The organism is Arthrobacter mobilis, assembly GCF_012395835.1.
Taxonomy (GTDB): Bacteria; Actinomycetota; Actinomycetes; order Actinomycetales; family Micrococcaceae; genus Crystallibacter; species Crystallibacter mobilis.
Genome location: NZ_JAAZSQ010000004.1, coordinates 161,427 through 186,141, shown reverse-complemented (window position 1 = coordinate 186,141; position 24,715 = coordinate 161,427). Strand labels below are relative to the sequence as shown.

The window sequence follows — 24,715 nt, the reverse complement described above, 5'->3', positions numbered from 1 at the left end:
TCCGTACGCTTGGGGACAGAGGAGGTGATAGGCCATGAACGCAGCGAAAGGTGACCGGATCATCATCCGGGGCCGGACGGTGGAGTCCCCGGACCGGCACGGGGAGATCCTCGAGGTCCGGGGCGAAGGCGGGGCACCGCCGTATTTTGTCCGGTTCGACGACGGGCACGAGTCTGTCGTTTTCCCCGGCGGTGACTTCGTCGTGGAGAAGTCCGCCACCTGACGACCGGCAGCGGACGACGGCGGCGCCCGGTTTCCGGCGCCGCCGTTCCTTATGCCCCGTGACCTTTGGTACTGCCGGCGGCCTATAGTGGCCGCATGGCTTCCACCCTCCGGACCCCGGTCAGTGCCGTCCTGCTGGCCGCCGGGGCGGGCACGCGGCTGGGCCGCGGGCCGAAGGCGCTGCTGCCGGCAGGAGGAATTCCGCTGGTGCAGAAAATGGCCGCCGTGCTGGCCGACGGCGGCTGCACGGACGTGTGCGTGGTGCTCGGTGCCGAGGCCGCCCGCGTCCGGCAGGCCGCGGACCTGTCCGGCTGCACGGTGCTGGAGAACCCGGACTGGGCCGCCGGCATGGGCGGTTCCTTCCGGCTCGGCGTCAACGCCGCGCCCGCCGGGCATGCTGTCCTGGTCGCCCTCGTGGACCAGCCGGGGGTGACAGCGCCGCTGGTGCGCCGGCTCATCGCGGCGCACCAGCCCGGACGGGTGACCGCCGCCGGCTACCGCGCTCCCGGCGGGGCGTTGCGGCGCGGGCATCCGGTGCTCTTTGCCCCCGGGCCCGCCGCCGCGGCGGCCCGGCAGGCCAGCGGCGACGCCGGGGCCCGGGATTTCCTGGCCGCCCATCCCGGGCTGGTCGACGTGGTGGACTGCTCGGATCTGTCAGACGGCGGGGACATCGACACACCCGCGGACCTGTTCCGCCTCGGAGGCTACCAGGGATAGCGGCTCCGGGACGCGCCCGGCGGCCTTCAGCGCCAGGTAGATCCGGTCCCGGGCCAGCGGCAGCGTGCTGAAGCGGATTCCGGTCGCGTCCCGCAGCGCATTCGCCAGGGCCGGTGCCACCGGGTTGAACGGACTTTCGCTCATGGACTTGGCGCCCAGCGGTCCGAGCGAGTCCGAGGTGCGCGCAAAGTACACCTCGCTGCGCGGCACGTCCGCGAAGGTGGGGATGTGGTACTGGCGCAGGATATCGGTGGTGACCGTCCCGCCGTCGTCGATCAGCACCTCCTCGTACAGCGCCGCGCCGAGCGCCTGGGCGATGCCGCCTTCGATCTGCCCGCGGCACTGGCGCGGGTTGACCACGACGCCGGCGTCGGCGGCCTGCACGCTCTGCAGGATGGCCAGCTCGCCGGTGCCGGAATGCACCGCCACCCGGAACCCGTGGACGTTGAACGCCACCGAGCGCGGCGTGCCGCCCCAGCGGCCCTCGGCCGCCAGCTGCGTGCCGCGCTCCGCGGCAGCGGCGGCCAGCCGGCCGAAGTCCAGCAGGTTGCCGGCGCAGTCCACCCCGGCCTCCGACGGTACGCACTGCTCCGCGGGCACGCCGCTGACCTCGGACGCGAACGAGCGCAGCAGCGCCGCCAGCTCCTGCGCGGCAAGGAGCGTGGCCTTGCCCGCGACCACGGTTCCGGTGGATCCGAAGGCGCCGGAGTCATGTTCGGTGAGCGCGGTGTCGGACTGGCGCACCTGCACCGCGGCCGGAGAGGTGCCCAGCGCCTCGGCGGCGAGCTGGGTGTGCACGGTGGTGGTGCCGTTGCCGAATTCGGCCGTCCCCACGTCCAGCCGGTAGCCCTCCGGCACCAGGGCGATGATGCTGTGCGCAAAGTGGCCGCGCGGCGGGACGGTGTCGATCATCGACAGCGCCGTGCCCTCGCCGATCAGCCAGTCCGGGCCCAGCTCCCGGCCGTCCGCGCCGCGCTCGCGGCCGCGCTCCAGCGCCGTGCGGACCAGCTCCACGCACTGGTCGAGTCCGTAGCTGCCGTAGTGCACGTCCGCCTCCGGTTCGGCGTGCAGGGAGAGCATCGCATCGCCGTCGCCGACCATGTTCCGGCGCTTGAACTCCAGCGGGTCCAGGTCCAGCCGGCGGGCCAGCTCGTCCAGGGCCGACTCCACCGCGAAGATCATCTGGCTCAGCCCGTAGCCGCGGAACGCGCCGGCCGGCACGGTATTGGTGTAGACGCTGCGCGCGTCCACCTTCTTGGCCGGGCAGCGGTAGACCGCGATCGATTCACCGCAGCCGTGGAACATCACGCCCGGGCCGTGGTTGCCGTAGGCCCCGGTGTTGGCCGTGACCTCCACCGCGAGCGCAGCCAGGGTGCCGTCGCGGCGGGCGCCGGCCCTGACCCGGATGCTGAACGGGTGGCGGGTGGTGGTGGCCCGGAACTGCTCGCTGCGGGTCAGCTCCAGCTGTACCGGCCGGCCCAGCTTCAGCGCCGCCAGGGCCACAATGTCCTCGGTGAGCACCTCCTGCTTGCCGCCGAATCCGCCGCCGACCCGTCCGGCGGTGACACGCACCTGTCCCGCGGGCAGGTCGAAGATCCGGGCCAGGCTGCGCCGGACCAGGAACGGGACCTGGGTGGAGGAGCGCACGGTGAGCGTGCCGTCCGGTTCCGTCCAGGCAATGGCCGCGTGCGTCTCCAGGGCCACGTGCTGCACCCGCTGGGTGGTGTAGGTCTGTTCGTGGACGACGTCGGCGGCGGCCAGGGCGGCGGCCACATCGCCGATTTCGGTGTGCACCTCGGCCACGATGTTGCGCTCCGGGGCCGCGATCCGGGAGGCGGCAGGCTTGTCCGCGTGCAGCAGCGGGGCGCCGGGGGCCAGCGCGGCTTCCGGAGCGAAGACCGCCGGCAGCACCTCGTAGTCCACCTTGAGCGCGCGCACGCCGGCCTCGGCGGCCGCCACCGTCCCGGCCACGACGGCTGCCACCCGCTGCCCCTTGAACCGCACCACGTCGTCGAGCACCCGGGTATCGTCCGGGTCGTCCGTGTACAGCTCGTGCTGGGCGGTGGAGAACAGCTGTGCCGGTGCGTCCCGGTGGGTGAAGACGGCGACGACGCCGGGCACCGCCAGCGCAGCGCTCGTGTCGATGGCGCGGATCCGGGCATGGGCGTGCGGCGAGCGGGCCAGCTTCAGGTGCAGCAGCCCGGGCAGCTGCTCCGCCGGCACGTCCAGGGTGTAGCGCGCGGTGCCGGTGACGACGGCGGGCGCGGCCGGGGCCGGGGTGTCGGCCCCTGCGGCGCGGGGCCCGGACTGCGCGCCGGGCTCTGGATCCAGGGCGCAGGCGGCGTCGGCCGGATGTGAGCAGCCGCCGCCGTCGCGGCCCAGCACCGCGTCCTCGATGGCACGGTAGCCGGTGCAGCGGCAAAGGTTGCCCTTCAGGTTCCGCGGCAGATCCTGCTTCTGCTCCTCGCTGAAGGTGGCGGCGGTCATGATCATCCCGGCGGAGCAAAAGCCGCACTGGAAGCCCTGGGCGTCCAGGAACTGCTGCTGCACCGGGTGCAGGCCCTCCTGGCCGGGAACAGTCCCGGCCAGCCCCTCGATGGTGGTGACGGAACGGCCGTCGGCGCGCACCGCGGGGTAGATGCAGCTGTGCACCGGCTCGCCGTCCACGTGCACGGTGCAGGCGCCGCAGTCGCCGCCGTCGCAGCCCTTCTTGACGCCCAGCATGCCCTCCTCGCGCAGGAAGGTGCGCAGGCACTGGCCCGGCCGCGGGGCGTTGGCGTGCAGTTCCCCGTTGATCTCCATCGCCATCTCAGGCGCTCCTTTCGCTCAGCAGCTCGGCGCGGATTTCCTCGGCCAGCCGGTAGGTCATGTCCCGGCGCCATGCGGGCAGGCCGTGGATGTCGTCGTGGTACAGCGCCGGTTCGATGGCCGCGTCCAGGGCCTCGGCCAGGTCCCGCGGGCCGGGGGCGGCAGCGGCGCCGAAGCGCAGCTGCACCGGGCGCTTGGTGGATGCGGTGACCGTCAGTACGAAACCGCCGCCGGCGTCGAGCCTGCCGATGAGCAGGACGCCGGAGCGCCCGAGGTTGCTCAGCGACAACCGCCGGAACGCCGTGCGCGCGGCCAAGGCATGGGCCGGCAGGCGGATGCTGCGCAGCAGTTCGCCCGGCTCCAGCACGTTGCTGCCGTCCCCGGTGACCAGCTGGGCGACCGGCAGGGCGCGGCGCGTGCCGTCCGGGGACAGGATGGCGGCCACCCCGTCCAGGCCGGCGCAGAGCGAGGTCATCGGCCCGGCCGGCAGCGAGGTGCAGATGTTGCCGCCCACCGTGGACATGTTCCAGATCTTGAAGGAGGCGACGAAGGAATCGCAGCACGGACGGACCAGCTCCAGGGCCGGCCAGCGGCCGGCCAGGCCGGGGGAGTCCGGCAGCCGGTAGAGCGTGGCAATGGTGCAGGTGGCGGCCAGGTCGATGCCGTCGTCGCTGACGGTGACCGGTTCCCAGCCGGCCCGGCCCAGGTCCAGCAGCCGGCGCAGCGTATCGCTGCCGTAGGAGAAGAGCACGGTGCCGCCGGCCAGCCAGGCATCGCCGGGACGCCACCGGGCGGGGTCCGCGGTGGGTACCACCGCCTCGATCGTGTTCAGGTCCATGCGGGTTCTCCTCCGGTGCGGGCCGGGGCCAGGTCCGCGGCGGCCGGTGCGGATCCTGCGGCGGCGTGGATGGGGCCGGCGCAGGCCGAGAGCGGCCGGCCGGTGGCGGCGGGGTTCCGGCCGGCGATGATCTCCGCCGTGATCGATACCGCCACCTCGGCCGGGGTGGCGGCCTGAAGGTCCAGGCCGATGGGCGAGCGCAGCCGGGCCAGGGCCGCCGGTTCGACGCCGGCCGCCAGCAGTTCCTGCACCCGCCGGCGGTGGCTGCGCTGCGAGCCCATGGCTCCGAGGTAGGCCAGGTCCAGGCCGAGCGCGGTCTGCAGCAGCGGAAGGTCGAACTTCGGGTCATGGGTGAGCACACAGGCCACGGTGCGCGCATCGATCCGGCCGGCGGCGGCTTCGGCGGCCAGGTAGCGGTGCGGCCAGTCGGTGACGACGTCGTCGGCGGTGCCGAAGCGCAGCTGGCGGGCAAAGGCCGGACGCGCATCGCAGAGCGTCACCCGGTAGCCGAGCAGCTTCGCGGCCGGCAGCAGGGCCTCGCTGAAGTCATTGGCACCGAACACCAGCATCCGCGGCGGCAGCAGCCGGGTCTGGACCAGCAGGGCGGGCGGTTCGCCGCCGTCACCCGCTGCGCAGTCCGCCTCGCCGCCAAGCCGCAGCAGGCCGGTGTGTCCGGCGGGCAGCAGCACGGACAGCTGTGCCGCCGCGGACCGGGCGGCGGTGGCGGACCCGGCCAGGGCCTGCAGCTGCGCCAGGTAGTCTGCGGCGCGGAAACGCTGCGGGCCGGGCACCAGCAGGGCCCCGCTGCCGCCGGGGTCGATCCGGCGGACCAAGGCCAGCGGCTCCTGCGGACCGAAGCCGGCCAGCAGGGCGAGCAGGCGCGGCGGCAGTCCGCCGCCCTCGCCGTCGAGCGGCTCGATGTGCACGTCCAGTTCCCCGCCGCAGGTGAGCCCGGCGGCGAGGGCGTCCTCGCGGCTGAAGCCGAAGTGCTCGCGGCGGGGCCTGCCGTCCTCGAGGGCCTCCAGTGCCGCGGCGACGACGGCGCCTTCCACGCAGCCGCCGGACAGCGAGCCGAGGACCTCGCCGGATTCGGCGACCAGCATGGAGGTTCCCACCGGCCGCGGCACCGAGCCGGACGCGCCGATGATCGTGGCCGCGGCGCAGCGGCCGCCGGCGGCTTCCAGCCAGCCGGGCAGGGATGAACCCAGATTCAACATGATGATTCCTTTCAGGGGGCGGCACCGGAACCCTTCGGGCTCCGGTGCCGCCCGATGCCTGCTATCCGCCCAGCAGCGCGCCGATGGGTCCGCGGGCGAAGTAGACCAGGAAGCCCGCGGCCACCAGCCACATGAGCGGATGGATCTTCCGTGCCTTGCCTGCGGCGGTGTGCACCAGCACCCAGACGATGAACCCGACGCCGATGCCGTTGGCGATGGAGTAGGTCAGCGGCATGGTGATCAGGGTCAGGAAGGCCGGCATGCCCACGGTGAACTTCTTGAAGTTGATCTCGCGGATCTGCGCGCTCATCAGCGTGCCGACGACCACCAGTGCGGAGGCGGCCACCTCGATCGGCACCACGGACGTCAGCGGGGTCAGGAACATGGCCCCGAGGAAGAGCGCGCCGGTGACCACCGAGGCCAGCCCGGTCCGGGCGCCTTCGCCAATGCCGGCGGCCGAGTCGACGTACACCGTGTTCGAGGAGCCGGAGCTCGCGCCGCCGGCCACCGCGCCGAAGCCCTCGACAATGAAGGCGGACTTCAGCCGCGGGAAGGTGCCGTCCGCGTGCGCCAGCCCGGCGCTCTTGGCCAGCCCGGTCATGGTGCCCATGGCGTCGAAGAAGTTGGTGAAGACCAGCGTGAAGACCAGCATGGTCGCGGCCAGTACGCCGATCCGGCTGAACGAGCCCAGCAGGTCGAACTGGCCGACCAGACTCAGGTCCGGCACCGCGAGGATCTGCCCGGCGAGCACCGGGGTGTTCAGGTGCCAGCCGCCGGGGTTCTCCGGCGAGGCCGGGCCCAGCGTGAGCACCGCCTCGAGGATGGCGGCCAGCACGGTGGTGGCCACGATGCCGATCAGCAGCCCGCCCTGGACCTTGCGGGCCACCAGGCCGCCCATGATGAGCAGCCCGGCGACGAACACCAGGGTCGGCACCGAGGTAATCGAGCCGTTGTCGCCCAGCTGCACGGGCGGGCCGGCCTCGGTGGCGCGGACGAAGCCGGAGTCCACGAAGCCGATGAACGTGATGAACAGCCCGATGCCCACCGTGATGGCGGCTTTGAGGTCCTTCGGGATGGCCCGGAAAATGGCGGTCCGGGCCCCGGTCATGCCGAAGATGACGATCAGGACGCCGTTGATGACCACCAGCCCCATGGCTTCGGGCCAGGTGACGTCCTGGATGACGGCGACGGCCAGGAAGGAGTTGATGCCCAGCCCGGCGGCCAGGCCGAAGGGCAGGTTGGCGACCAGGCCGAAGAGGATGGTCATCACGCCGGCGGTCAGTCCGGTCACGGCCCCGACCTGCGCGGCCGGCAGCCAGTTCCCGGCCACGTCCGTCGGTGCCGAATCCGACCCGAAGCCGCCCAGGATCAGTGGATTGAGGATCACGATGTAGGCCATCGTGAAGAAGGTGACCAGGCCGCCGCGGAATTCGCGGCCCAGGCTGGAGCCGCGGGCGGTGATCTGGAAGTAGTGGTCCAGCAGGGCTGCTGCCGGGCCCGGCCGGCCGGCCGGTGCGGTGGTGCTGCCCTGCGGCTGCGCGGTGTCGCGGCGGAACCGGGGAGGGATCGTCATCGCCATGACGGCCTGCCTCAGTAGTCGATCCTGGTTTCGAGCCCGTCCCAGAGCCGGAACGGTTGCAGGTAGTCCGTCTCCTGGTGGCCGTCGCGCACTACCGGCATCAGGCTCTTGTCCGTGCCCTCGAAGTAGTTGTAGAAGAGGGCGTCATCGAAGCCCGCCCGGGCGGCGTCGTCGCGGTCCGCCGCGAACACCACGCGGCTGATCCGGGCCCACAGCGCCGAGGCCAGGCACATCGGGCAGGGCTCGCAGCTGCTGTAGAGGACGGCTCCGGTCAGGTCGAAGGTGCCCAGCGAGGCGGCGGCGGTGCGGATGGCCACGACCTCGGCATGGGCCGTCGGGTCGTTGTTGGCGGTCACCCGGTTGACGCCTTCGAAGACCTGGCCGTCCGGCCAGACGACGATGGCGCCGAACGGCCCACCGGCATTGAGGACATTCCTCGAGGCGAGGTCAACGGCCATGGCCAGGTATTGCTGGCTGGTTGTGGTGGCACTCATGGTGGCGGCTCCCTGTCATCGGAAGCGGGCCACAGGCCCCAGGCGCTCAACGGCGCGGGCGGCAGTGACCTCAGCTTCGGCGATTGCTGTTTAGGTTGGTAGCGCCCGGTAGATAGCCCCCGTTGAACGGGTGCCCGCCTTTGGCAAGAAAAACTCTAACAGCCGGAGGTGACCGAAGCCACACCTTTTCTGAAATTTCTTTATTGCATCATGGAATTTATTCGAGCCGCAGCACCGGCTTGATCGTTTCGCCCGACTTGCTGTCCGCCATTGCCGTCTCGATCTGGTCGATGCCGTAGTACCGCACCAGCCGGTCGAACGGGAAGCGGCCCTGCCGGTACAGCCCAATCAGTGCCGGGATCAGCCGGTTGGAGGTGCTGGAACCGCCGAGGGTGCCGACAACGCGCTTGCCCCAGAGAGTGCGCAGGTGGTCGAGGGAGAACCTGGCCTCCGCCGGGGCACCGCCGATCAGGATGAGCGTGCCGAGCATGCCGACGGCTTCGGCAGCTTCCTCCACCACGCGGATCGAGCCGGTGCATTCGAGCACGTAGTCCGCCGTCCCGCCGCAGCTCCGGCGGATCTCCGCCAAGGTATCAGCTTGGGTGGGGTTGATCGTGTGGGTGGCCCCGAGCTCCCGGGCCAGCTGGAGCCGGGAATCGTGCAGGTCGATGGCAATAATGGTGGTGGCCGGGGTGTTCTTCGCCGCCATCACAGCGGCCAGGCCAACAGCGCCGGCGCCGTAGACCACCAGCGATTCGCCCGGCTGCGGCCTGGCGGTATTGAACACCGCGCCGGCGCCGGTGGTGATGCCGCAGGCCAGCGGGCCCACGAGTTCCAGCGGCACGTCCGGGTCCACCTTCACCACGGAGGAGGCCAGCGCCAGGGAGTGGTCGGCGAAGGAGGACTGGCCGAAGAAGTGGCCGGAAACGGCCGAGCCGTCTGCGCGCGTGTAGGCCGAGGTGCCGGCCTTCGGGCCCTTGAACCGGGCGCCGGAGACCAGCGCCTCGCCCAGCCGGAGGCAGTAGCGGTGCTCGCCGCGCTCGCAGTTGCGGCATTCGCCGCAGAACGGCCAGCCGATAATCACATGGTCGCCCGCGGCCACGTTGTGCACGCCCTCGCCCACGGCCGCCACCACACCCGAGCCCTCGTGCCCGAGCACCCCGGGCAGCGGTAGCGGCAGGTCCCCGGCCTGGGTGATGGCGTCCGTGTGGCACACGCCGGTGGCCGTGATCTTCACCAGCACCTCGCCGGGACCCGGGGCATCCAGCTGAAGCTCCTCCGCCACGAACGGCGCGTTCTTTTCCTGGACGACCAGTGCGTTGATCTTCATGCTGTGCTCCTTACGGATACCGGTTGGCAGTCGGCGGACGACGGCGGGCCTGGCTCTAGGATAGGGCGCGCGGGTCCTGCTGCGGCTGGGCCGGCGTGAGCCCGAGCGCGTTCTGCTCCACATAGTCCAGCGCCAGCCGCACGGCCCCGGTGGCCACGATCGCATCGCCCAGGCCGGAAACGGCCACCTGCGGCGGCGTCCCGCTCAGCCGGGGCAGCTCGGCGGTGATGGTGGGCAGCAGCATGGCGGCTGAGGAAGCCACCGCGCCGCCGATCACCACCAGTTCGGGGTTGAGGAACGTGCCCAGCAGGGCAATGATCCGTGCCATCCGGCGGCCGATCCGCTCCAGGATGTCCGCCGCCGCGGCGTCCCCGGCGGCTGCCGCCTCGAAGACGAACCGCGCGGACACCCTGGTGGTTCCGGGCCCCACCAGGTCGCGGATCAGGGTGGGTTCTCCGGAGGCCAGCAGTTCGGTACCCCAGCGCCGGGCCAGCCGGGCGATGCCGTCATGGCTGCCGACGCCGTCGACCAGTTCCAGCGTGCCGACTTCGCCTGCGCCGCCGCTGCTGCCGTGCAGCAGCCGCCCGGACTCGATCAGGCCCGTGCCGATCCTCTCGCCGGCCAGCATGACCACCAGGTCGTCCACCCCGGCCCCTGCGCCGCACCAGTGTTCGGCCAGCGCTGCCAGGTTGGCGTCGTTCTCCAGCAGGACCGGCCAGCCGTACTCCTTCCACACCTCGGTCTGCAGGCCGAGGTCGAAATAGGGGGCCAGCCGGTGGCCCGGCGCCACGTTGCCGTGCCGGTCGACGACGGTGGAGACGCCAATCCCGGCGGCCAGCACGGCCGGGTGCCCGAGCCCGGCCGATGCCAGCGCCTGGTCGACGGCGTGGGTAATGGTGGCCCGCCGCTGCGCCGCCGTGGCCGGCTCCTTGGCGAAGCGCTTCGAGGTCCTGGCCAGCACGCGCCCCTTCAGGTCGGCCACCAGTACCGTGACGGTGGCCATGCCGACGTCCAGCCCGAGCACGCAGCCGGCGGCGTCGTTGAAGGCGAAGTACCGGGCCGGCCGGCCCTTCTGCGGGCCCGGCCCCTTGGGGGCCTGGAGTTCGCGCACCCAGCCGCGGCGGATCAGGTCATCGCAGACGGCAATCACCGTGGCGCGGGTCAGCCCGGTCGCCTCGATCAGGTCCGTGCCGGTCACTGCCGACGACGCCCGCATGACCTCGAGCACAGCGGCGAGATTGGCCCGGCGCAGCACCTGCGGGGTGGTGGCGGTCTTGTCCACGAAAAACCTCTTGACGTCGGGCGGTTCTGGTTCCGATAATACTAATGGAGCATAAATTTAGAGACTAAATAAAGACCACCACTAAAAGGTTCCGGCCGCAAGGCAGCTCCCGCAGAAGGTCCTCAGTTAGGAAACGGATTCACATGACTGTTCGCGTTGGCATCAACGGATTCGGCCGGATCGGCCGCAACTTCTTCCGGGCCGTGCTGGCCCAGGGGGCCGATTTGGAAATCGTGGCCGTCAATGACCTGACCAGCCCCGAAACCCTGGCCCACCTGCTCAAGTACGACAGCATCACCGGGCGGCTGGGTACGGACGTGCAGGTCGACGGATCCGGCCTGGTGGTCGGCGGCCGGCACATCAAGGTCCTTGCCGAGCGGGACCCCGGGAACCTGCCGTGGAAGGCCCTGGGCGTGGACATCGTCATCGAGTCCACCGGCTTCTTCACCGACGCCGCCGCTGCCGAGAAGCACCTGGTCGCCGGCGCGAAGAAGGTGCTGATCTCCGCCCCGGCCACGAACGAGGACATCACCATCGTGATGGGCGTCAACGACCACCTCTACGACGACGCCGCGCACCGGATCATCTCCAACGCCTCGTGCACCACCAACTGCCTGGCCCCGCTGGCCAAGGTGCTCCATGACAACTTCGGCATCGAGCGCGGCCTGATGACCACCGTGCACGCCTACACCGCCGACCAGAACCTGCAGGACGGCCCGCACAAGGACCTGCGCCGGGCCCGCGCCGCCGCGCTGAACATCGTCCCCACCTCCACCGGGGCGGCCAAGGCGATCGGTCTGGTTCTGCCGGAGCTGAAGGGCAAGCTGGACGGCTTCGCGCTGCGCGTGCCGGTGCCCACCGGCTCGGCCACGGACCTGACCGTCACCGTCTCCCGCGAGGTCACCGCCGAGGAGGTCAACGCCGCCTACCGGGCCGCTGCCGCGGATCCGCAGTGGGCCGGCATCCTGGTCTACACCGAGGACCCGATCGTCTCCTCCGACATCGTCACCGATCCCGCCTCCTCGATCTTCGACGCCGGCCTGACCCGGGCCATCGGCAACCAGGTCAAGGTGGTCTCCTGGTACGACAACGAGTGGGGCTACTCCAACCGGCTGGTGGATCTGGCCGAACTGGTCGCCGCCAAACTCTCCTGAGGACCTGTCGCTCCTGAGGACCTAAAGCCGGCGGCGGCACCGGGGCGGGCGTTTGTGCCCTCCGGTGCCGCCGTCAACAATGTGTGGCCGGACCTACTTCCTGACGGCCGGGGAGGTGGCCGCGGTGACCGAGGTGGTCTGCGGCAGGACCACCCGGTAGGTCCCCTTGGCGGACCTGCTGACGGTGTGGCTGGCCTTGCCCTGGACGAAATCGACCGTCGTGACGGTCCTCCACCCGGTCCTGCTTTTCACCTGGAACTCAGCGCCCTTGGGCGAATGGTTCCGGTACCCGAGGCTCTCCGGCCGGTAGTAGGTGGCCCTGGCCGTCAGCGTTACCTTGTTCCCGCTGCGCTTGGCCCCGAGGCTGGCCCGTGCCTTGCCGCGGACATGGAAGGACGTGCTGGTCGGGTCGGTCAGTTCGAAGACGTCATCGGCGGTTAAGCCGCCGACCGTGGTGGGGCCGATCTTGTACTTTCCCAGGCCGTACCAGGAACAGATGAACGTGCGGGTTTCGGTTTCGCCGAAGGGGAAGTCCGCCGTGCTGACCAGGTAGCGGGACCGGTAAATGTCCGCGGACATCCAGAGGTCTCCGGGGGCTACATCCTCCCGCACCGTCCCCTCGACCGTGACGGGAAGGTTCTGGCAGCCGAACCCGTCGAAGACGATGTCCTGGACCGCGAAGCCGGTGACATCGACTTCGCGTTCGGCGGCGTGGGCCGGCGGTGTCCCGCCGGCAAGGAGTGCGAGTGCGGCGGCGACGGCGGTGGCACCGCGCAGCAAAGTATTCGGTTTCCGCATGGAAATCCCCCGGGTGGATGGTCCTCGACGGCGGGGCGAGCGCCGTGCCTGCTGCCGGCCGGCAACAGGACACATCCTAAGCCGGGCCGCCGCATCCACCCGGGAACCCGGCTCCCGGCGGCGGCGCGCCGCGGGCCGGGGAGGCCGCGGCGTCAGGACAAAGCCTCCAGCTGTTTCCGCGCCTGCCGGAGCGCCTCCTTCGCCCGGGCGGTGGCCTTGGCCGCGGCCTCGAAGTCCTTCCCGGCTGCCGCCTCCTGCTGCTCGACGCCGGACACCTCGCGCTCCAGTCCGGCCAGCCGGTGCTTAAGCCCGGCAATCTGGTCTTCGAGTTCCTCGCGCCGGTCCGTCAGTTCGTCCAGCCGGTCCCGGATCCGCTGCTGCTTTTCCTCAGCGTCCTCCAGCCGCTCCCCGGCACGGTCCACCTCTGCCTCGGCCCGCCGGCGCCGTCCGGCCTCCACCGGTTCACGGCGGGCGTGCTGTTCCGCCCGCCTGGCACCCCGCCCCGGCGGCCCGCCCGCAGGCGGCTGCCGTCTGCCCGGCAGCCGGCCGGCGGCCGGGACAGCTTCCACGGCCCCGGGCACGGCGACCTTGCCTCCCAGGTCCACAGGGTCCAGGCCGTTGGACGAGAGCGGGCCGGTCAGCAGCCCGCTGGCCACTGCTGCCGCGGCAGCAGGATCGGCCATCGCCGCATGCAGCGTCTGCTCCACGTCGGTGGCCGCGGCTGCGCCCACCGGGTTCCCCAGCTCCTCGGCCAGCTCGCGGCCCTGCTCCGCCAGGGCGGCGAGCAGCTCGCGGCGCTGGCGGCCCAGCTGCTGCAGCCGCTGCGGGTCCAGCTGCTCCTGCGCCTCGCCGAGTGCCTGGCCCAGCCGGACGAGGTCGTCAATGCGGTCCGGGTGGTGCAGCGCCAGCATGTTCACCAGCCACGCCGCCGCCGGCGGTTTCGGCAGCTCCTTGATCTGCCGGGCCAGCTCTTTGTTGCCGTCCTGCGCCGCCGCCTTGGCCTTGGCATTCCGGGCCGCGGTGAACTCGCCGGGCAGCAGCGCATACAGTTCCCGCGCCGCACTCTCCAGGTCCATGGCTTCAGCCTAAGCCTGGCCGCCGAGGGGCCCCGGGCGGATCCGGATCCAGCAGTTGTGCCAGGTGTTTCCCGGCTCTGGCGGCGTCGAGCTGCTTGACCTGCATGGCGCAGGAGAAGCCGTCGGTCAGCACCACCGCGCCGGCGGCCGTGCGCAGGGCCGGGGCCAGGGCTTGCTCGGCGACCTGCATGCTGACCTCGTAGTGGTCCTTTTCGAAGCCGAAGTTGCCGGCCACCCCGCAGCAGCCGGTGGCGTCGGTGACCGTGCCGATGCCGGCGGCGGCCAGTGCCTGCCGCTGGGTGGCGGCGCCGAAGACGGAGTATTCGTGGCAGTGCGTCTGCAGGATTACGTGCTCCGGCAGCGGTTCGGCCGGGGCGGGCTGCCAGCCGGTGGCGGCGAGCTCGCCGATGTGTGCGGCGAAGCTGCGTACCCGGGCGGCCACCCGCCGGGCCTGCTCGGTGTGCACCAGTTCGGGCAGGTCCTTGCGCAGGGCGGCCGCGCAGCTGGGTTCGACGACGACGATCGGCCGGTCCGTGCCGTCGTCGAGGACGCCGGCGGCATGGGCCAGCTTCTTCCGTGCGGTGTCCAGCTGGCCGGTGGAGATCCAGGTCAGCCCGCAGCAGGCATCGGCAGCGCATTCGGCCGGCCGGCCGGCGGCGGCCAGCACCCGGGCCGCGGCGCCGGCGACCTCGGGGCGGAAGCCGCGGGTGAAGGTATCCACGAACAGGACCGTCCCGCCGCCGTCCGTGGCCGGTGCGGTGCCGGCGGCGGCCACCTGGCGGCGCCATTCGCCGGCGGCGGCGAAGCGCGGCAGCGCGCGGCGGGTGGTCAGCCCGCCCAGGACCGCGGCGGCCCTGGCCAGCGGCGTGGACAGCACCGCGTTGACCAGCGGCGCCACCTGGCCGGTGACCTTCAGCCAGCGCGGCAGCCAGCCGAGCGAGAAGTGCGCCAACGGGCGCAGCCGGTGCCGGTAGTAGTGGTGGAAGAACTCGGCCTTGTAGGTGGCCATGTCCACGCCGGTCGGGCAGTCGCTCGAGCAGGCCTTGCAGGCCAGGCACAGGTCCAGGACCTCGCGGACCTCCGCCGACTTCCAGCCTTCTTCGACGGTGCGGGCGCCGCGGACCATCTCCTGCAGCACGCGGGCGCGGCCGCGGGTGGAGTCCTTCTCGTCGCGGGTGGCCCGGTAGCTTGGGCACATCACGCCGCCGCTGCCGGTGCGGCAGCGGCCGACACCGATGCAGCCCTGCACGGCATGCACCCACGGGTCCACCCGGCTGCCGGTGGCCGGGTCGTCGGTCTCGGCCAGGGCGTGGCCGCCGGCGTGCACCGGGCGCAGGTCGAAGCTGGTCCGCCACTGCCGTTCCGGCACGCCCGCGAGGGCCAGCTGGGCATCGATCGGGTCCGGGTCGGTGAGCGAGCCGGGGTTCAGCAGGGCTGCCGGGTCCCACAGCCGGCGGTACTCTGCGAAGGCGGCGAGCAGGGCGGGGGAGTACATCACCGGCAGCAGCTCCGACCGGGCGCGCCCGTCCCCGTGCTCGCCCGAGAGCGAGCCGCCGTGCCGGACCACCAGTTCGGCGGCCTCCCGGGAGAAGGCGCGGAAGACCGCCCGGCCGGCCTCGGTGCGCAGGTCGTAGGTGATCCGGATGTGCATGCAGCCGGCTCCGAAGTGCCCGTACATCACCCCGGTCAGCCCGTGCCGGTCCAGCAGGGTGCGGAAGTCCGCCAGGTAGTCCGCGAGGTTTTCCGGGGCGACGGCGGAGTCCTCCCACCCGGGCCAGGATTCGCCGCCGCCGGCCAGCCGGGAGGACAGCCCGGCGCCGTCCTCGCGGACCCGCCAGAGCGAGGCCCGTTCGGCCGGGTCCGGGACGGCGCGTCCGTCCACCAGCCGGCCGTTGGTCCGCAGCCGGGCCAGCAGCTTCCGGGCCTCGGCGGCCACCGCGTCCGGGTCGTCGCCGTCCAGGTCCACATACAGCCAGGCCTTGCCTGCGGGCAGGCCGCGCACTGCGCCGGCACCGCGGCGGAAGCGCATGGTTTCCACGATGGCCTCGTCGATGCCTTCCACCGCGGCGGGGGAGAAGCCGAGGATGGTGGTGATGTCCCGGGCCGCCTCCACCACGTCCGCGTAGCCCAGGCAGACCAGCAGGGCGCTGGCCGGCCTGGGCACCAGCTTCATCCGGGCCCCGGTGACGATCGCGCAGGTGCCCTCGGACCCCACCAGCGCGCGGGCCACGTCGAAGCCGTGCTCCGGCAGCAGGTGCCCCAGATGGTAGCCGGAGACCTGGCGCTGGATCCGGCCCAGCTCGGTGCGGAACGCGGCCAGGTTGGCCTGCGCCAGCTCCTTCAGGCCCTGCGTCAGTTCGGCGGCGCGGGCGGCCGAGGCGGAGTCGGCGGGGTCGGTGGCCCGCAGCTGCCCGGCGGCGGCGGTGAGCCGGGCGCCGTCGGCGGTGACGACGTCGAGCTCCACCACGTGGTCGGAGGTGCGCCCGTAGCGCACCGAATGGTTGCCGCAGGCGTCGTTGCCCACCGCGCCGCCGACCGTGGCCCGGGTCCTTGAGGACGGGTCCGGGGCAAAGGTGAACCGGCCCCGGGTGGTGCGCTCCACTTCGCGCGAGAGCACGGACAGCACCACGCCCGGATCCACGGAGACCGTGCCGGCGGCCTCGTCGATGCCGTGGATGCGGTTCATGTGCCGGGAGAAGTCCAGCACCAGGCCCGGGCCCACGGCATTGCCGGCCATGGACGTGCCGCCGCCGCGGCCGGTCAGCGGCGTGCCGGTGTCCCGGCAGGCCGCCACCGCGGCTACGACGTCGCCGGGGCTGCGCGGGAACACCACCGCCAGCGGCGGCACCCGGTAGTTGGAGGCATCGTAGGAATATTCCGCCAGCCGGCGCGGCGAGGTGTCCGCCTCCAGGCCGGCGGCGGCCAGGCGTGCCAGCACGGCCGGCTGGGCGGGGGCGGGACGCGGGCTTGTCATGCCCACCATCGTGCGCAGGCAGGCCGGTGCTCGGCAACTGCGCTTGGGGACGCGTACCGTGGTGGGGTGACAGAGCCCGCAGCGCACCCCCGCCCCCGCGTCGTCGTCCTCACCGCCGAGGGCCAGCCCCTGCCGCACAATCTGGACCGGATCAGGGCGCGCGCCGATGTCGTCCTCGCCGACGCCGCCGGCCTGCCGGCGGCCCTTCCCGGGGCGGAGGTGCTCTTCCTCTGGGACTTCTTCTCCCCGGCGCTGCGCACGGCCTGGCCGGCAGCGGATGTACTGCGCTGGGTCCACGTGGCCGCCGCCGGGGTGGACGCGGTGATGTTCGACGAACTGCGCACCTCGGACGTGGCGGTCACGAACGCCCACGGCGTCTTCGACGTCCCCATCGCCGAGTTCGTGCTCGCCAGCATCCTGGCCCACGACAAGCAGCTGCACGTCAGCAAGAGCCTGCAGCGGCAGGGCCGCTGGCAGCACCGCGAACTCACCCGCACGGCCGGCTCATGCGCGCTGGTGGTCGGCACCGGCGGCATCGGCCGGGCCACCGCCCGGCTGCTGCGCGCGGCCGGGCTGCAGGTGCGCGGCGCCGGCCGCACTGCCCGGGACCACGACGGCGACTTCGGCACCGTGGTACCCAGCGCGCAGCTGGCCGCGCACGCCGGCTGGGCCGACCACCTGGTGCTGGCCGCCCCGCTCACCGCGCAGACGCACCACCTGGCCGATGCCCGGGTGCTGGCTGCGATGAAGCCCTCCGCGCACCTGGTCAATGTCGGCCGCGGCGCGCTGGTGGACGAGGCGGCCCTGATCCAGGCCCTGCGCGCCGGAGAGCTGGCCGCGGCCTCGCTGGACGTCTTCGAGCAGGAGCCGCTTACCCCCGGGCACCCGTTCTGGGAGCTGGAGAACGTCCACGTCTCCGCGCACATGTCCGGCGACGTGGCCGGCTGGCGGGACGCGCTCGCGGACCAGTTCCTGGCCAACCTGGACCGCTGGATCTCCGGCGAACCCTTGGCCAACCAGGTCGACAAGGCCCGCGGCTACGTCAGCACCTCCCCCTGACATCCGACCGGAAAAACCCGGTCACTCACGGGACAACAGGGCCTGCCTCCGCGCCCTGGCCAGCAGCCAAATGGTCCTGGGCAGCGGCCACAGCACCGCCAGCGCCAGCGCCGGAAGCAGCGTGACGCCGACGTCGGGAAGCTGGCGCACGAACACGGCCAGATCGACGGCGAACCGGGCCGGGGCGTGGACCAGGCAGAGCCATACCAGCAGCCCGTCGAGGGCCAGCGCCGCCGCGGCCCACAGGTACAGCAGCCGGCTTCGGCCGGTCACTGCTGCAGGCTTCCGGACCAGGAGCACCAGCGACAGCGCCAGGCTGGCCAGCTCCGCCAGCAGGAGCACCAGCGCGAGCGCCCACCCGGAGCGCTGCAGCCAGTCTTCCTGTTCCCGCACCGGCTGCGGGGCCTGCCCGTGGAGGATCCGCAGGACGTTGTAGTCCAGCTCCTTCAGCCGCGACGGCGCGGACGGATCGTTGCCATTGATGACCAGGGCGACGCCCAGTCCGGAGGCCGGCACCATTGCCTTGTAGGTGTGCGTGTTGCCCCATTCGCCCTGGTGCTCCAGCAGCCGGGGCAGCTGCACCGCCTCGGGCGGCAGCGAAGGATCCGCGGCCTCCTGCAGCGGCCGGGCAAACCAGGCCATCGCATAGTCCTTGGATTCATCCACCGCAATGGCCGGCGCCAGCATCGTCTCCACGCTCTCCTGTCCGAGGAGGCGCCGGTCCCGGTAGCGTCCCCCCTCCAGCAGCGCGGTCAGCTCCTGGCCGAGGTCCTGCGCGGAGGCGTACATCCTGATCGAGGGCGTCCCCGCGGCGGGCGCAGGCGTGGCGGTTTCGTGCCAGGACGCACCGAACCAGAGGGTATGGCCGGTGGCCAGGCCGTCCGCCCGCGCTGCGGCCCGGTCCGTGTGGCTGTGCTCCATGTCCAAAGGCGTGAAGACGTGCTCCCGCATGTACTCCCCGAAGGGCTGGCCGGACACCGTCTGCACCAGCAGGCCCAGGATGTTGTAGTTGGCATTGGAGTACGAAAACGATTCCCCGGGCGGGCCCGTGAGCCCGACGCCGGCCAGATCCCGCACCCCCTGTTCGAGGGCGCCGGGCGCCTCCGAGTCGAAGGCCTCGAACGCCGTGCTGCCGGCGGTGGACAGCCCGCTGCTCTGGTGCAGGAGGTGGCGCACCGTGATCGACGGGTAGCGCGGATCCCGCAGCCTGAACCACGGCAGGTACGTCAGCACGGGTTCGTCCAGCGCCAGCCGCCCGGCCTCCACCTGCTGCAGCACCGCGATGGCGGTCAGCGACTTGCTGGTGGAGGCCAGGAGCACCGGCGTGCGGATGCTCATCGGCCGTCCGGAAGCGTCGGCGCGGCCGAACGCGGCAGCGTGCACCTGGCGGCCGTTGCTGACGACGACGAGGGCCGCCCCCGGGATTCCCATGGCCGCCAGTTGGTCCTCCAGATAGGCATCCACGGCGGCCAGGGACTGTTCCTGCGCCGGCGGCTCCGGGGTCTGCGGCTCCCGCACCGGGGCCGGAACGGCCCCCGGCGCACCGGCCCCGGCCAGGAGGCAGGCGGCCAGCAGCCAGGCCAGAGGATGGCGCCGCCGGGTGTTCCGCATCTTCGTCCGCCATTTCCTTGACGGTTCCTTAGACCAAATCTAACCCCGGCAGTCCGCCGGTGCGCTCAGCCCCAGCGCTCCAGGACCCGCCCGACCATCCGCCGGCCCTCGGCCTCGAAGCCGGCGTCGCCGACGTCGTGCGCCCAGACCACCGTGCCCAGCGACTGCAGCAGGTTGTCCAGCAGCCAGGCCTCCGGCTCCTCGTCCGGCGTCCTGCCGTAGCCGGCGTAGAACGCGCCGCGCAGCCCCGAGTCGTGCCCGAACCAGCCGTGCTCCAGGCGCACCAGGTCGCTCACCCACGGCCGGTATCCGGCGCGGCCGTAATCGATCACGGCCAGCCGGTTTTCGTGGACCAGCCAGTTGCGTGGCTGGTAGTCCCCGTGCGTGGCGTACAGCAGCCGCGGCGCCGGCCGGTGGGCGGCAGCCAGACGGCGGACGGCAGCGAGCTGGGCCGCCGGGACCAGGCTGGCGGCCCGGTCGGCAAAGTCCCCGATCTTGTGCAGCACCGCGCGGTCGTAGCCGTTGTTCTGCTGCCCCGGCTGGTGCAGCCGGGCCAGCAGCCCGCCGGCCTGGCGGAACAGCTCCGGGTCCTTCTCCTGCCCGCTGCCTTCGACCAGCCGGCCGGGCAGGTACGAGGCCACCAGCAGCTGCGCGGCGGCGTCGGCATGGAGCAGTTCCGGGGTCCGGCCGGCCAGCGGTGCGGTCATCTGCCGGTAGGCGCGGATCTCGCGGTCAATGTGGTGGCTGGTGCCGCTGGCCTTGGCCACCACGTCCCCGGCGGCAGTGTGCAGCCGCAGCACCGTGATGTCCTGCAGCTGCCAGGACATCTCCTCGACCAGCTGCCAGCTGCCGAGCCATTCGTCGAGCAGCCTGCGCTGGGCAGGGGTCAGCGGGCACACCTCAGCGCTGCGCCGAGCGCCATTCCGCCACCTCGGCCAGCAGCGCGTCGCGCCGCCCGCCGTCGATAAAGGACGAGCGGATGGAATTGGCCGCCAGCGTGGCCAGCTGGTCGGCCGAGAACCCGAAGGTCTGCTCCAGCTGCCGGAAGTTGTCATCCACGTACCCGCCGAAATAGGCAGGATCGTCCGAGTTCACGCACACGTTCAGCCCCCGCTCCAGCATCGCGGGCAGCGGATGGTCCTTCAGCGTGTCGACCGCGCGCAGCCGCACGTTGGAGAGCGGGCAGACCGTCAGCGGCACCTGCTCGACCACCAGCCGCCGCACCAGCGCGTCGTCCTCCAGGCAGCGGATGCCGTGGTCGATCCGCTCCACGCCCAGCAGGTCCAGGGCTTCCCGGACATACTCCGGCGGGCCCTCCTCGCCGGCATGGGCAATGCGCCGCAGCCCTGCCTGCCGGGCCCGCTCGTAGACCGCGGTGAACCCGCTCGGCGGATGCCCCACTTCGGCCGAATCCAGGCCGATGCCAATGATCGGCGCGTCCATCGCCAGCAGTGCCTCGAGCACCTCGAGCGCTTCCTCGGCCGGGCGGTCGCGCAGGAAGGCGGCAATCAGCCCGGTGCTGATCCCGAACTCGGCCTCGCTGTCCGCCAGCGCGGACGCCACCCCGTTGACGCAGGTCTCGAGCGCCACGCCGCGCACCAGGTGCGCCTGCGGGTCCATCATGATTTCCGCATGGCGCACGCCGGCCGCGGCCGCACGGCGCAGGTACGCGCGGGTCATGTCGGCAAAGTCGGCTTCGGTCCGCAGCACCTGCATATTGCTGTAGTAGAGGTCCAGGAAGGACTGCAGGTCGGTGAACTCGTAGCGGTCCTTCAGGTCCTGCAGGCCGGCATAGGGCAGGTCCACGCCGTTGCGGGCGGCGAGGTCGAAGATCAGCTCGGGTTCGAGCGTGCCTTCGATGTGCAGGTGCAGCTCGGCGCTGGGAAGGTCGAACATCTGGCCCCGTCTCGTCTGGTCCGGTTGGTGCTGACCAAAGCTTAACCGCCGAGGGCCCCGCCGCGAGCGCAGCGAGTGGCGGGAGGCGGTTAAGCGTTAACCGCCGAGGGCCGCTTGACGCCGGTCCGTGCACGGTAGTAAGGAGGATGGATGTCCTGTTGTGGTTCACCCTCCCGTCCGGCCGCCGAACCGGGCCGGCAGCCTGCCGTGCTGCCGTCCGCCGGCGCCGTTCCCGGGACCATGCCCGGCCCGGTGCACGAGGACGTGCTCCTGCCGGCCGGCAGCTTCCGGATGGGCGATGCCTTCGGCGAGGGTTACCCGGCCGACGGGGAGGGGCCGGTGCACGACGTCGTCCTGCCGGCCTTCCGGATGGACGTGACCGCGGTGACCAACCGGCAGTTCGCCGCCTTCGTGGCGGCCACCGGGTACCGTACCGATTCGGAGCGCTACGGCACTTCGGCCGTTTTTCACCTGCAGGTGCAGGCCGCGCCGCAGGACATCCTGGGCCCGGCAGCGGGCACCCCGTGGTGGCTGAGCGTCCGCGGCGCGGACTGGGCCCATCCGGCCGGCCCGCTTTCGCACTGGGAGCAGATTCCGGACCATCCGGTGGTCCAGGTGTCCTGGAACGACGCCGAGGCCTACTGCCGGTGGGCCGGCCGGCGCCTGCCCACCGAGGCCGAATGGGAATACGCCGCCCGCGGTGGCCTGGACGGCAGGCGCTACCCGTGGGGCGACGAGCTGAACGGGCCGGCGGGGGAGCACCTGTGCAACATCTGGCAGGGCGAGTTCCCCCGCACCAACACCGAGGCGGACGGGTTCCTGGCCACCGCGCCGGTGCGCAGCTTCCCGCCCAACGGCTACGGCCTGTACGAAGTCAGCGGCAATGTCTGGGAATGGTGCAGCGACTGGTTCCTGCCCAAGTACTACCGCACGGCCCCGGCGGAAAACCCGCAGGGGCCGACCATCGGCCGCGGACGGGTCATGCGGGGCGGATCGTTCCTCTGCCACGACTCCTACTGCAACCGCTACCGGGTGGCCGCCCGCAGCTCCAACGGGCCGGATTCGGCCAGCAGCAACTGCGGCTTCCGCACCGCCGCGTGAGCACGGCGGTCAGCGGGCGGCCGCTTTCTGGCTCTTCCCGGCGTAGGTGAAGGTTCCGGCGACGGCGGCGGCCAGCATGTCCACCAGCGCGGCGGAGCGCTGCGGGTCCGGGTCGGCCAGGTACTGCATGCTGATCCCGTCGATGCCGGCGATGAACAGCCGGGCGGCCAGTTCCAGATTGTCCGGCACTTCCTCCCCGGCATTGCGGGCCGCGGACTCGAAGAGCTCGCAGGTGGAGCGGATCCAGCCCTCGTACATGGACCGGTTCATCGCCAGCGCCTGCGGTTCCTCCTCGGCGCTGACCCGGAACCGGCGCAGCAGCAGCTCGAACGTGGTCACCTGCTCGTGTGGTTCGGCGAGCATGCGTTCCCAGATCCGCTTGGCGTGCGCGCGCACAACGGCGTCGAGGCCGGCGTCCGCCGCGGCCACCGGCGGCAGGGACTGGGCATAGTCCCGGCTGAGGAAGTAGTAGACCTCCTGGAGCAGTTCGTCCTTGCTCCGGAAGCAGTAGTGCAGCGAGGCCAGAGGGGCGCCGGCCTCCGCAGCGATCCGCCGCGTGGTGGCGGCGGCCAGCCCGTCCTGGGCAATCACCCGGGCGGCCGACCGGACAAACTGCAGCCTGCGCTCGGCTGTGGGTACTCGGGCCATGCATCTACCTCCGGTTATGCACCCATCCTACGGGTGGTTCCTGCGGTCCCTCCGGAGCCCGGTTTCCGCGGCGGCGGAGGAGGGTGAAGAACCCGTCACGAAAATTTTACAGAAAAAGATGGTCAAGTGACCAAGTCATGCGACATACTGGTGCACGTCAGTAAGCCACGTCACATCAGGAGGGCCGTTCATGAGCCTGGGCGAACGGAAAGCAGCCGAGCTGGTCATCATCAACGGCACGCTGCCCGAAACCGCCGGCAGCGTGAATGTTGCGGTGGCCGGCGGCGCGGTCCTGGCCGTCGGCGGGCAGGACGTCCTGGCCCTGGTCGGCCCGGGCACCCGGGTCATCGACGCCGAGGGCGGCGCGCTGCTCCCGGGCATCAACGACGCCCACCTGCACTTCATTGCCTCGGCCATGACCAGGTTCGGCTACCTGGACGTCGGCGCCTCGGCCGCCTCCAGCTGGCAGGAGGTGGCCGGCATCCTTGCCGCCGTGGCTCCCGGCCGGGACGGCTGGATCCGTGCGCACGGCTGGGACGAGGTTGTCCTCGGACCCGGCGGGGCCGAAGTGCTGCTGGAGCTGCGGCCGGACACCCCGGTGGTCGTCTTCGACCAGACCGGCCACCAGCTGCTGGCCAACCGGACGGCCCTGGAGGCCGCCGGCATCGGCCGGGCACCTGCCGCTCCGGCCGGCGGCGTGATCGGGCGCACCGCCAGCGGCGAACCCAGCGGACTGTTCGTGGACGCCGCAATGGAAATGATCACCGCAGCGCTGCCCCCGGTCCCGCGCGAAGACCTGCGCTCGGCCGCCCTGAAGTTCCAGCGCCTGCTGCATGCCCAGGGCATTACCTCGCTCACCGAGCCGGGACTCGGCCCGGGCGGCAAGTCGCTGCTCGGCGGCGCGTGCACCACCGATGCTCTGGAGGTGCTCGGCGCGATGGCCCTTGACGGTGATCTCACCGTGCGCATCAACACGCTCCTGCTGTTCGCCGGCACCGGAGGCATCTCCGCTGACATGGTCGGCAACGGACTGGCCTCCGGGCTGCAGCACCTCTACACCCAGCAGGGGATCGACCCGCGGCTGCTGCGCATCGCCGGCGTCAAGGTCTTCGCCGACGGCACGCCCCGCAGCGGCACCGCGTGGATGACCGAGCCCTACGGCGAGCAGTGCAGCCACGGCTCCATGGTCGTCGCCGGTTCCACCGATGCCGGCCGCACCGCCGAGCTGAACGAGATCGTCCGGCTCGTCCACGCGGCCGGCCTGCAGGCAGGCATCCACGCCACCGGTGACGCCGCGACCGAAGCCGCCGTCGATGCGATCATCGCGGCCCAGGCCACCGACGGCCGCCGAGGCCGCCACTACATCATCCACGGCGCGTTCAGCAGCAACGATTCCCTGCACCGGCTGGCCGCCCACGACGTCGGCTACAGCACCAACCCGGCCATCCGTGCCGCCGCCGGCGACCTGATCAGGCGCCTGCTGGGACCGGAACGGTACGACCGCCACCAGCCGCTGAACTCGGCCCTGAAGGCCGGCGTGAAGCTGAACATCGCCTCGGATTCGCCGGTCACCGACACCGACTGGCGCCGCACCGTGGCGGCCGCGGTCACCCGCGCCACCGTGCACTCGCCGGGACGCCCGGATGACCCGGAACGCATCACGTCCCTCCAGGCGCTGCAGGCCATGACCTCCCTGCCGGCCTGGCAGGACCACGCCGAAGCCTTCAAGGGCCAGCTGGCGCCGGGAATGGCCGCGGACATCTGCGTGCTCGACGGCGCGTGGCCGGCCGCGGACATCGACGAGCTGGCCGAACGGCAGGTCGCCTGGACCATCGCGGCAGGCTCCGTGGTGCACGAACCCGGCTGGGTGTCCGCGGGACTGGACCGCACCTGAGCACTCTGATTTACCCC

At 71.9% G+C, this 24,715-nt stretch carries 20 protein-coding genes; 6 read left to right on the top strand and 14 right to left on the bottom strand.

Annotated features, from left to right (window positions below; genetic code table 11):
* The first annotated feature begins 34 nt into the window (after positions 1–34).
* Both HGG74_RS06885 and nboR read left to right on the top strand, forming a co-directional pair.
* Positions 35–223 carry a DUF1918 domain-containing protein gene (locus HGG74_RS06885; protein WP_168485611.1) on the top strand — a complete coding sequence of 63 codons (189 nt, stop codon included), beginning with the start codon at positions 35–37 and terminating at the stop codon, positions 221–223.
* A gap of 95 nt (positions 224–318) precedes the next feature.
* Positions 319–939, top strand: coding sequence for a nicotine blue oxidoreductase (nboR, locus tag HGG74_RS06880; protein ID WP_168485610.1), 621 nt, complete (start codon positions 319–321; stop codon positions 937–939).
* Here the strand turns inward: nboR and HGG74_RS06875 are convergent.
* From HGG74_RS06875 to HGG74_RS06845, 7 genes are all read right to left on the bottom strand, one after another.
* Positions 877–3,747, bottom strand: coding sequence for a molybdopterin-dependent oxidoreductase (locus HGG74_RS06875; protein ID WP_168485609.1), 2,871 nt, complete (start codon positions 3,745–3,747; stop codon positions 877–879). The two genes, nboR and HGG74_RS06875, sit on opposite strands and share 63 nt — an antisense overlap.
* A 1-nt stretch (position 3,748) precedes the next feature.
* Positions 3,749–4,585: an FAD binding domain-containing protein gene (locus HGG74_RS06870; protein WP_168485608.1), complete on the bottom strand. Its 837-nt coding sequence runs from the start codon at positions 4,583–4,585 to the stop codon at positions 3,749–3,751.
* Positions 4,576–5,802: an XdhC family protein gene (locus HGG74_RS06865; RefSeq protein ID WP_168485607.1), complete on the bottom strand. Its 1,227-nt coding sequence runs from the start codon at positions 5,800–5,802 to the stop codon at positions 4,576–4,578. The genes HGG74_RS06870 and HGG74_RS06865 overlap by 10 nt, the downstream gene beginning before the upstream one ends.
* A gap of 61 nt (positions 5,803–5,863) precedes the next feature.
* Positions 5,864–7,375 (bottom strand): NCS2 family permease, encoded by a 1,512-nt coding sequence (locus tag HGG74_RS06860; RefSeq protein ID WP_168485658.1) that lies wholly within the window; start codon positions 7,373–7,375, stop codon positions 5,864–5,866.
* A gap of 17 nt (positions 7,376–7,392) precedes the next feature.
* Positions 7,393–7,875 (bottom strand): nucleoside deaminase, encoded by a 483-nt coding sequence (locus HGG74_RS06855; RefSeq protein WP_168485606.1) that lies wholly within the window; start codon positions 7,873–7,875, stop codon positions 7,393–7,395.
* 217 nt (positions 7,876–8,092) lie between these two features.
* Positions 8,093–9,205: an NAD(P)-dependent alcohol dehydrogenase gene (locus HGG74_RS06850; protein WP_168485605.1), complete on the bottom strand. Its 1,113-nt coding sequence runs from the start codon at positions 9,203–9,205 to the stop codon at positions 8,093–8,095.
* A 55-nt stretch (positions 9,206–9,260) separates the two neighbouring features.
* Positions 9,261–10,487 (bottom strand): ROK family transcriptional regulator, encoded by a 1,227-nt coding sequence (locus HGG74_RS06845; RefSeq protein ID WP_312856769.1) that lies wholly within the window; start codon positions 10,485–10,487, stop codon positions 9,261–9,263.
* Positions 10,488–10,630: 143 nt separating this feature from the next.
* On the opposite strand from HGG74_RS06845, the gene gap reads away from it, so the two are divergent.
* Entirely contained in the window at positions 10,631–11,641 is a 1,011-nt protein-coding gene (gene gap / locus HGG74_RS06840) for a type I glyceraldehyde-3-phosphate dehydrogenase (RefSeq protein WP_168485604.1), read from the top strand.
* A gap of 93 nt (positions 11,642–11,734) precedes the next feature.
* Here the strand turns inward: gap and HGG74_RS06835 are convergent, their stop codons facing one another.
* The 3 genes from HGG74_RS06835 to HGG74_RS06825 all read right to left on the bottom strand — a co-directional run bounded on the left by HGG74_RS06835 (position 11,735) and on the right by HGG74_RS06825 (position 16,489).
* Positions 11,735–12,439: a hypothetical protein gene (locus HGG74_RS06835; protein WP_168485603.1), complete on the bottom strand. Its 705-nt coding sequence runs from the start codon at positions 12,437–12,439 to the stop codon at positions 11,735–11,737.
* Between the two features lie 152 nt (positions 12,440–12,591).
* Positions 12,592–13,515, bottom strand: a complete 924-nt coding sequence (locus HGG74_RS06830) for a hypothetical protein (protein WP_168485602.1) — start codon at positions 13,513–13,515, stop codon at positions 12,592–12,594.
* Positions 13,516–13,519: 4 nt separating this feature from the next.
* The gene (locus HGG74_RS06825) at positions 13,520–16,489 is read right to left on the bottom strand and encodes an FAD-binding and (Fe-S)-binding domain-containing protein (RefSeq protein WP_205761504.1); all 2,970 of its coding nucleotides are present in this window, start codon (positions 16,487–16,489) and stop codon (positions 13,520–13,522) included.
* A gap of 66 nt (positions 16,490–16,555) precedes the next feature.
* Here HGG74_RS06825 and HGG74_RS06820 point away from each other — a divergent pair, with 66 nt between their 5' ends.
* Positions 16,556–17,548 (top strand): D-2-hydroxyacid dehydrogenase, encoded by a 993-nt coding sequence (locus HGG74_RS06820; RefSeq protein WP_168485600.1) that lies wholly within the window; start codon positions 16,556–16,558, stop codon positions 17,546–17,548.
* A gap of 21 nt (positions 17,549–17,569) precedes the next feature.
* Here the strand turns inward: HGG74_RS06820 and HGG74_RS06815 are convergent, their stop codons facing one another.
* The 3 genes from HGG74_RS06815 to HGG74_RS06805 form a co-directional block, all read right to left on the bottom strand.
* On the bottom strand, positions 17,570–19,159 hold the full coding sequence (locus HGG74_RS06815; protein WP_168485599.1) for a serine hydrolase domain-containing protein: 1,590 nt from the start codon (positions 19,157–19,159) through the stop codon (positions 17,570–17,572).
* Between the two features lie 65 nt (positions 19,160–19,224).
* On the bottom strand, positions 19,225–20,058 hold the full coding sequence (locus HGG74_RS06810) for a phosphotransferase (protein ID WP_168485598.1): 834 nt from the start codon (positions 20,056–20,058) through the stop codon (positions 19,225–19,227).
* A gap of 1 nt (position 20,059) precedes the next feature.
* Positions 20,060–21,055, bottom strand: coding sequence for an adenosine deaminase (locus HGG74_RS06805; RefSeq protein WP_168485597.1), 996 nt, complete (start codon positions 21,053–21,055; stop codon positions 20,060–20,062).
* A 240-nt stretch (positions 21,056–21,295) separates the two neighbouring features.
* Here HGG74_RS06805 and HGG74_RS06800 point away from each other — a divergent pair, with 240 nt between their 5' ends.
* On the top strand, positions 21,296–22,156 hold the full coding sequence (locus HGG74_RS06800) for a formylglycine-generating enzyme family protein (protein WP_246262717.1): 861 nt from the start codon (positions 21,296–21,298) through the stop codon (positions 22,154–22,156).
* Positions 22,157–22,165: 9 nt separating this feature from the next.
* Here HGG74_RS06800 and HGG74_RS06795 read toward each other — a convergent pair whose 3' ends face one another.
* Positions 22,166–22,804, bottom strand: coding sequence for a TetR/AcrR family transcriptional regulator (locus HGG74_RS06795; RefSeq protein WP_168485595.1), 639 nt, complete (start codon positions 22,802–22,804; stop codon positions 22,166–22,168).
* A gap of 190 nt (positions 22,805–22,994) precedes the next feature.
* Between HGG74_RS06795 and HGG74_RS06790 the strand changes: the two genes are divergently transcribed.
* A complete protein-coding gene (locus tag HGG74_RS06790) occupies positions 22,995–24,698 on the top strand; it encodes an amidohydrolase (RefSeq protein ID WP_168485594.1) in 1,704 nt (567 codons plus the stop codon).
* The last annotated feature ends 17 nt before the right edge of the window (positions 24,699–24,715 follow it).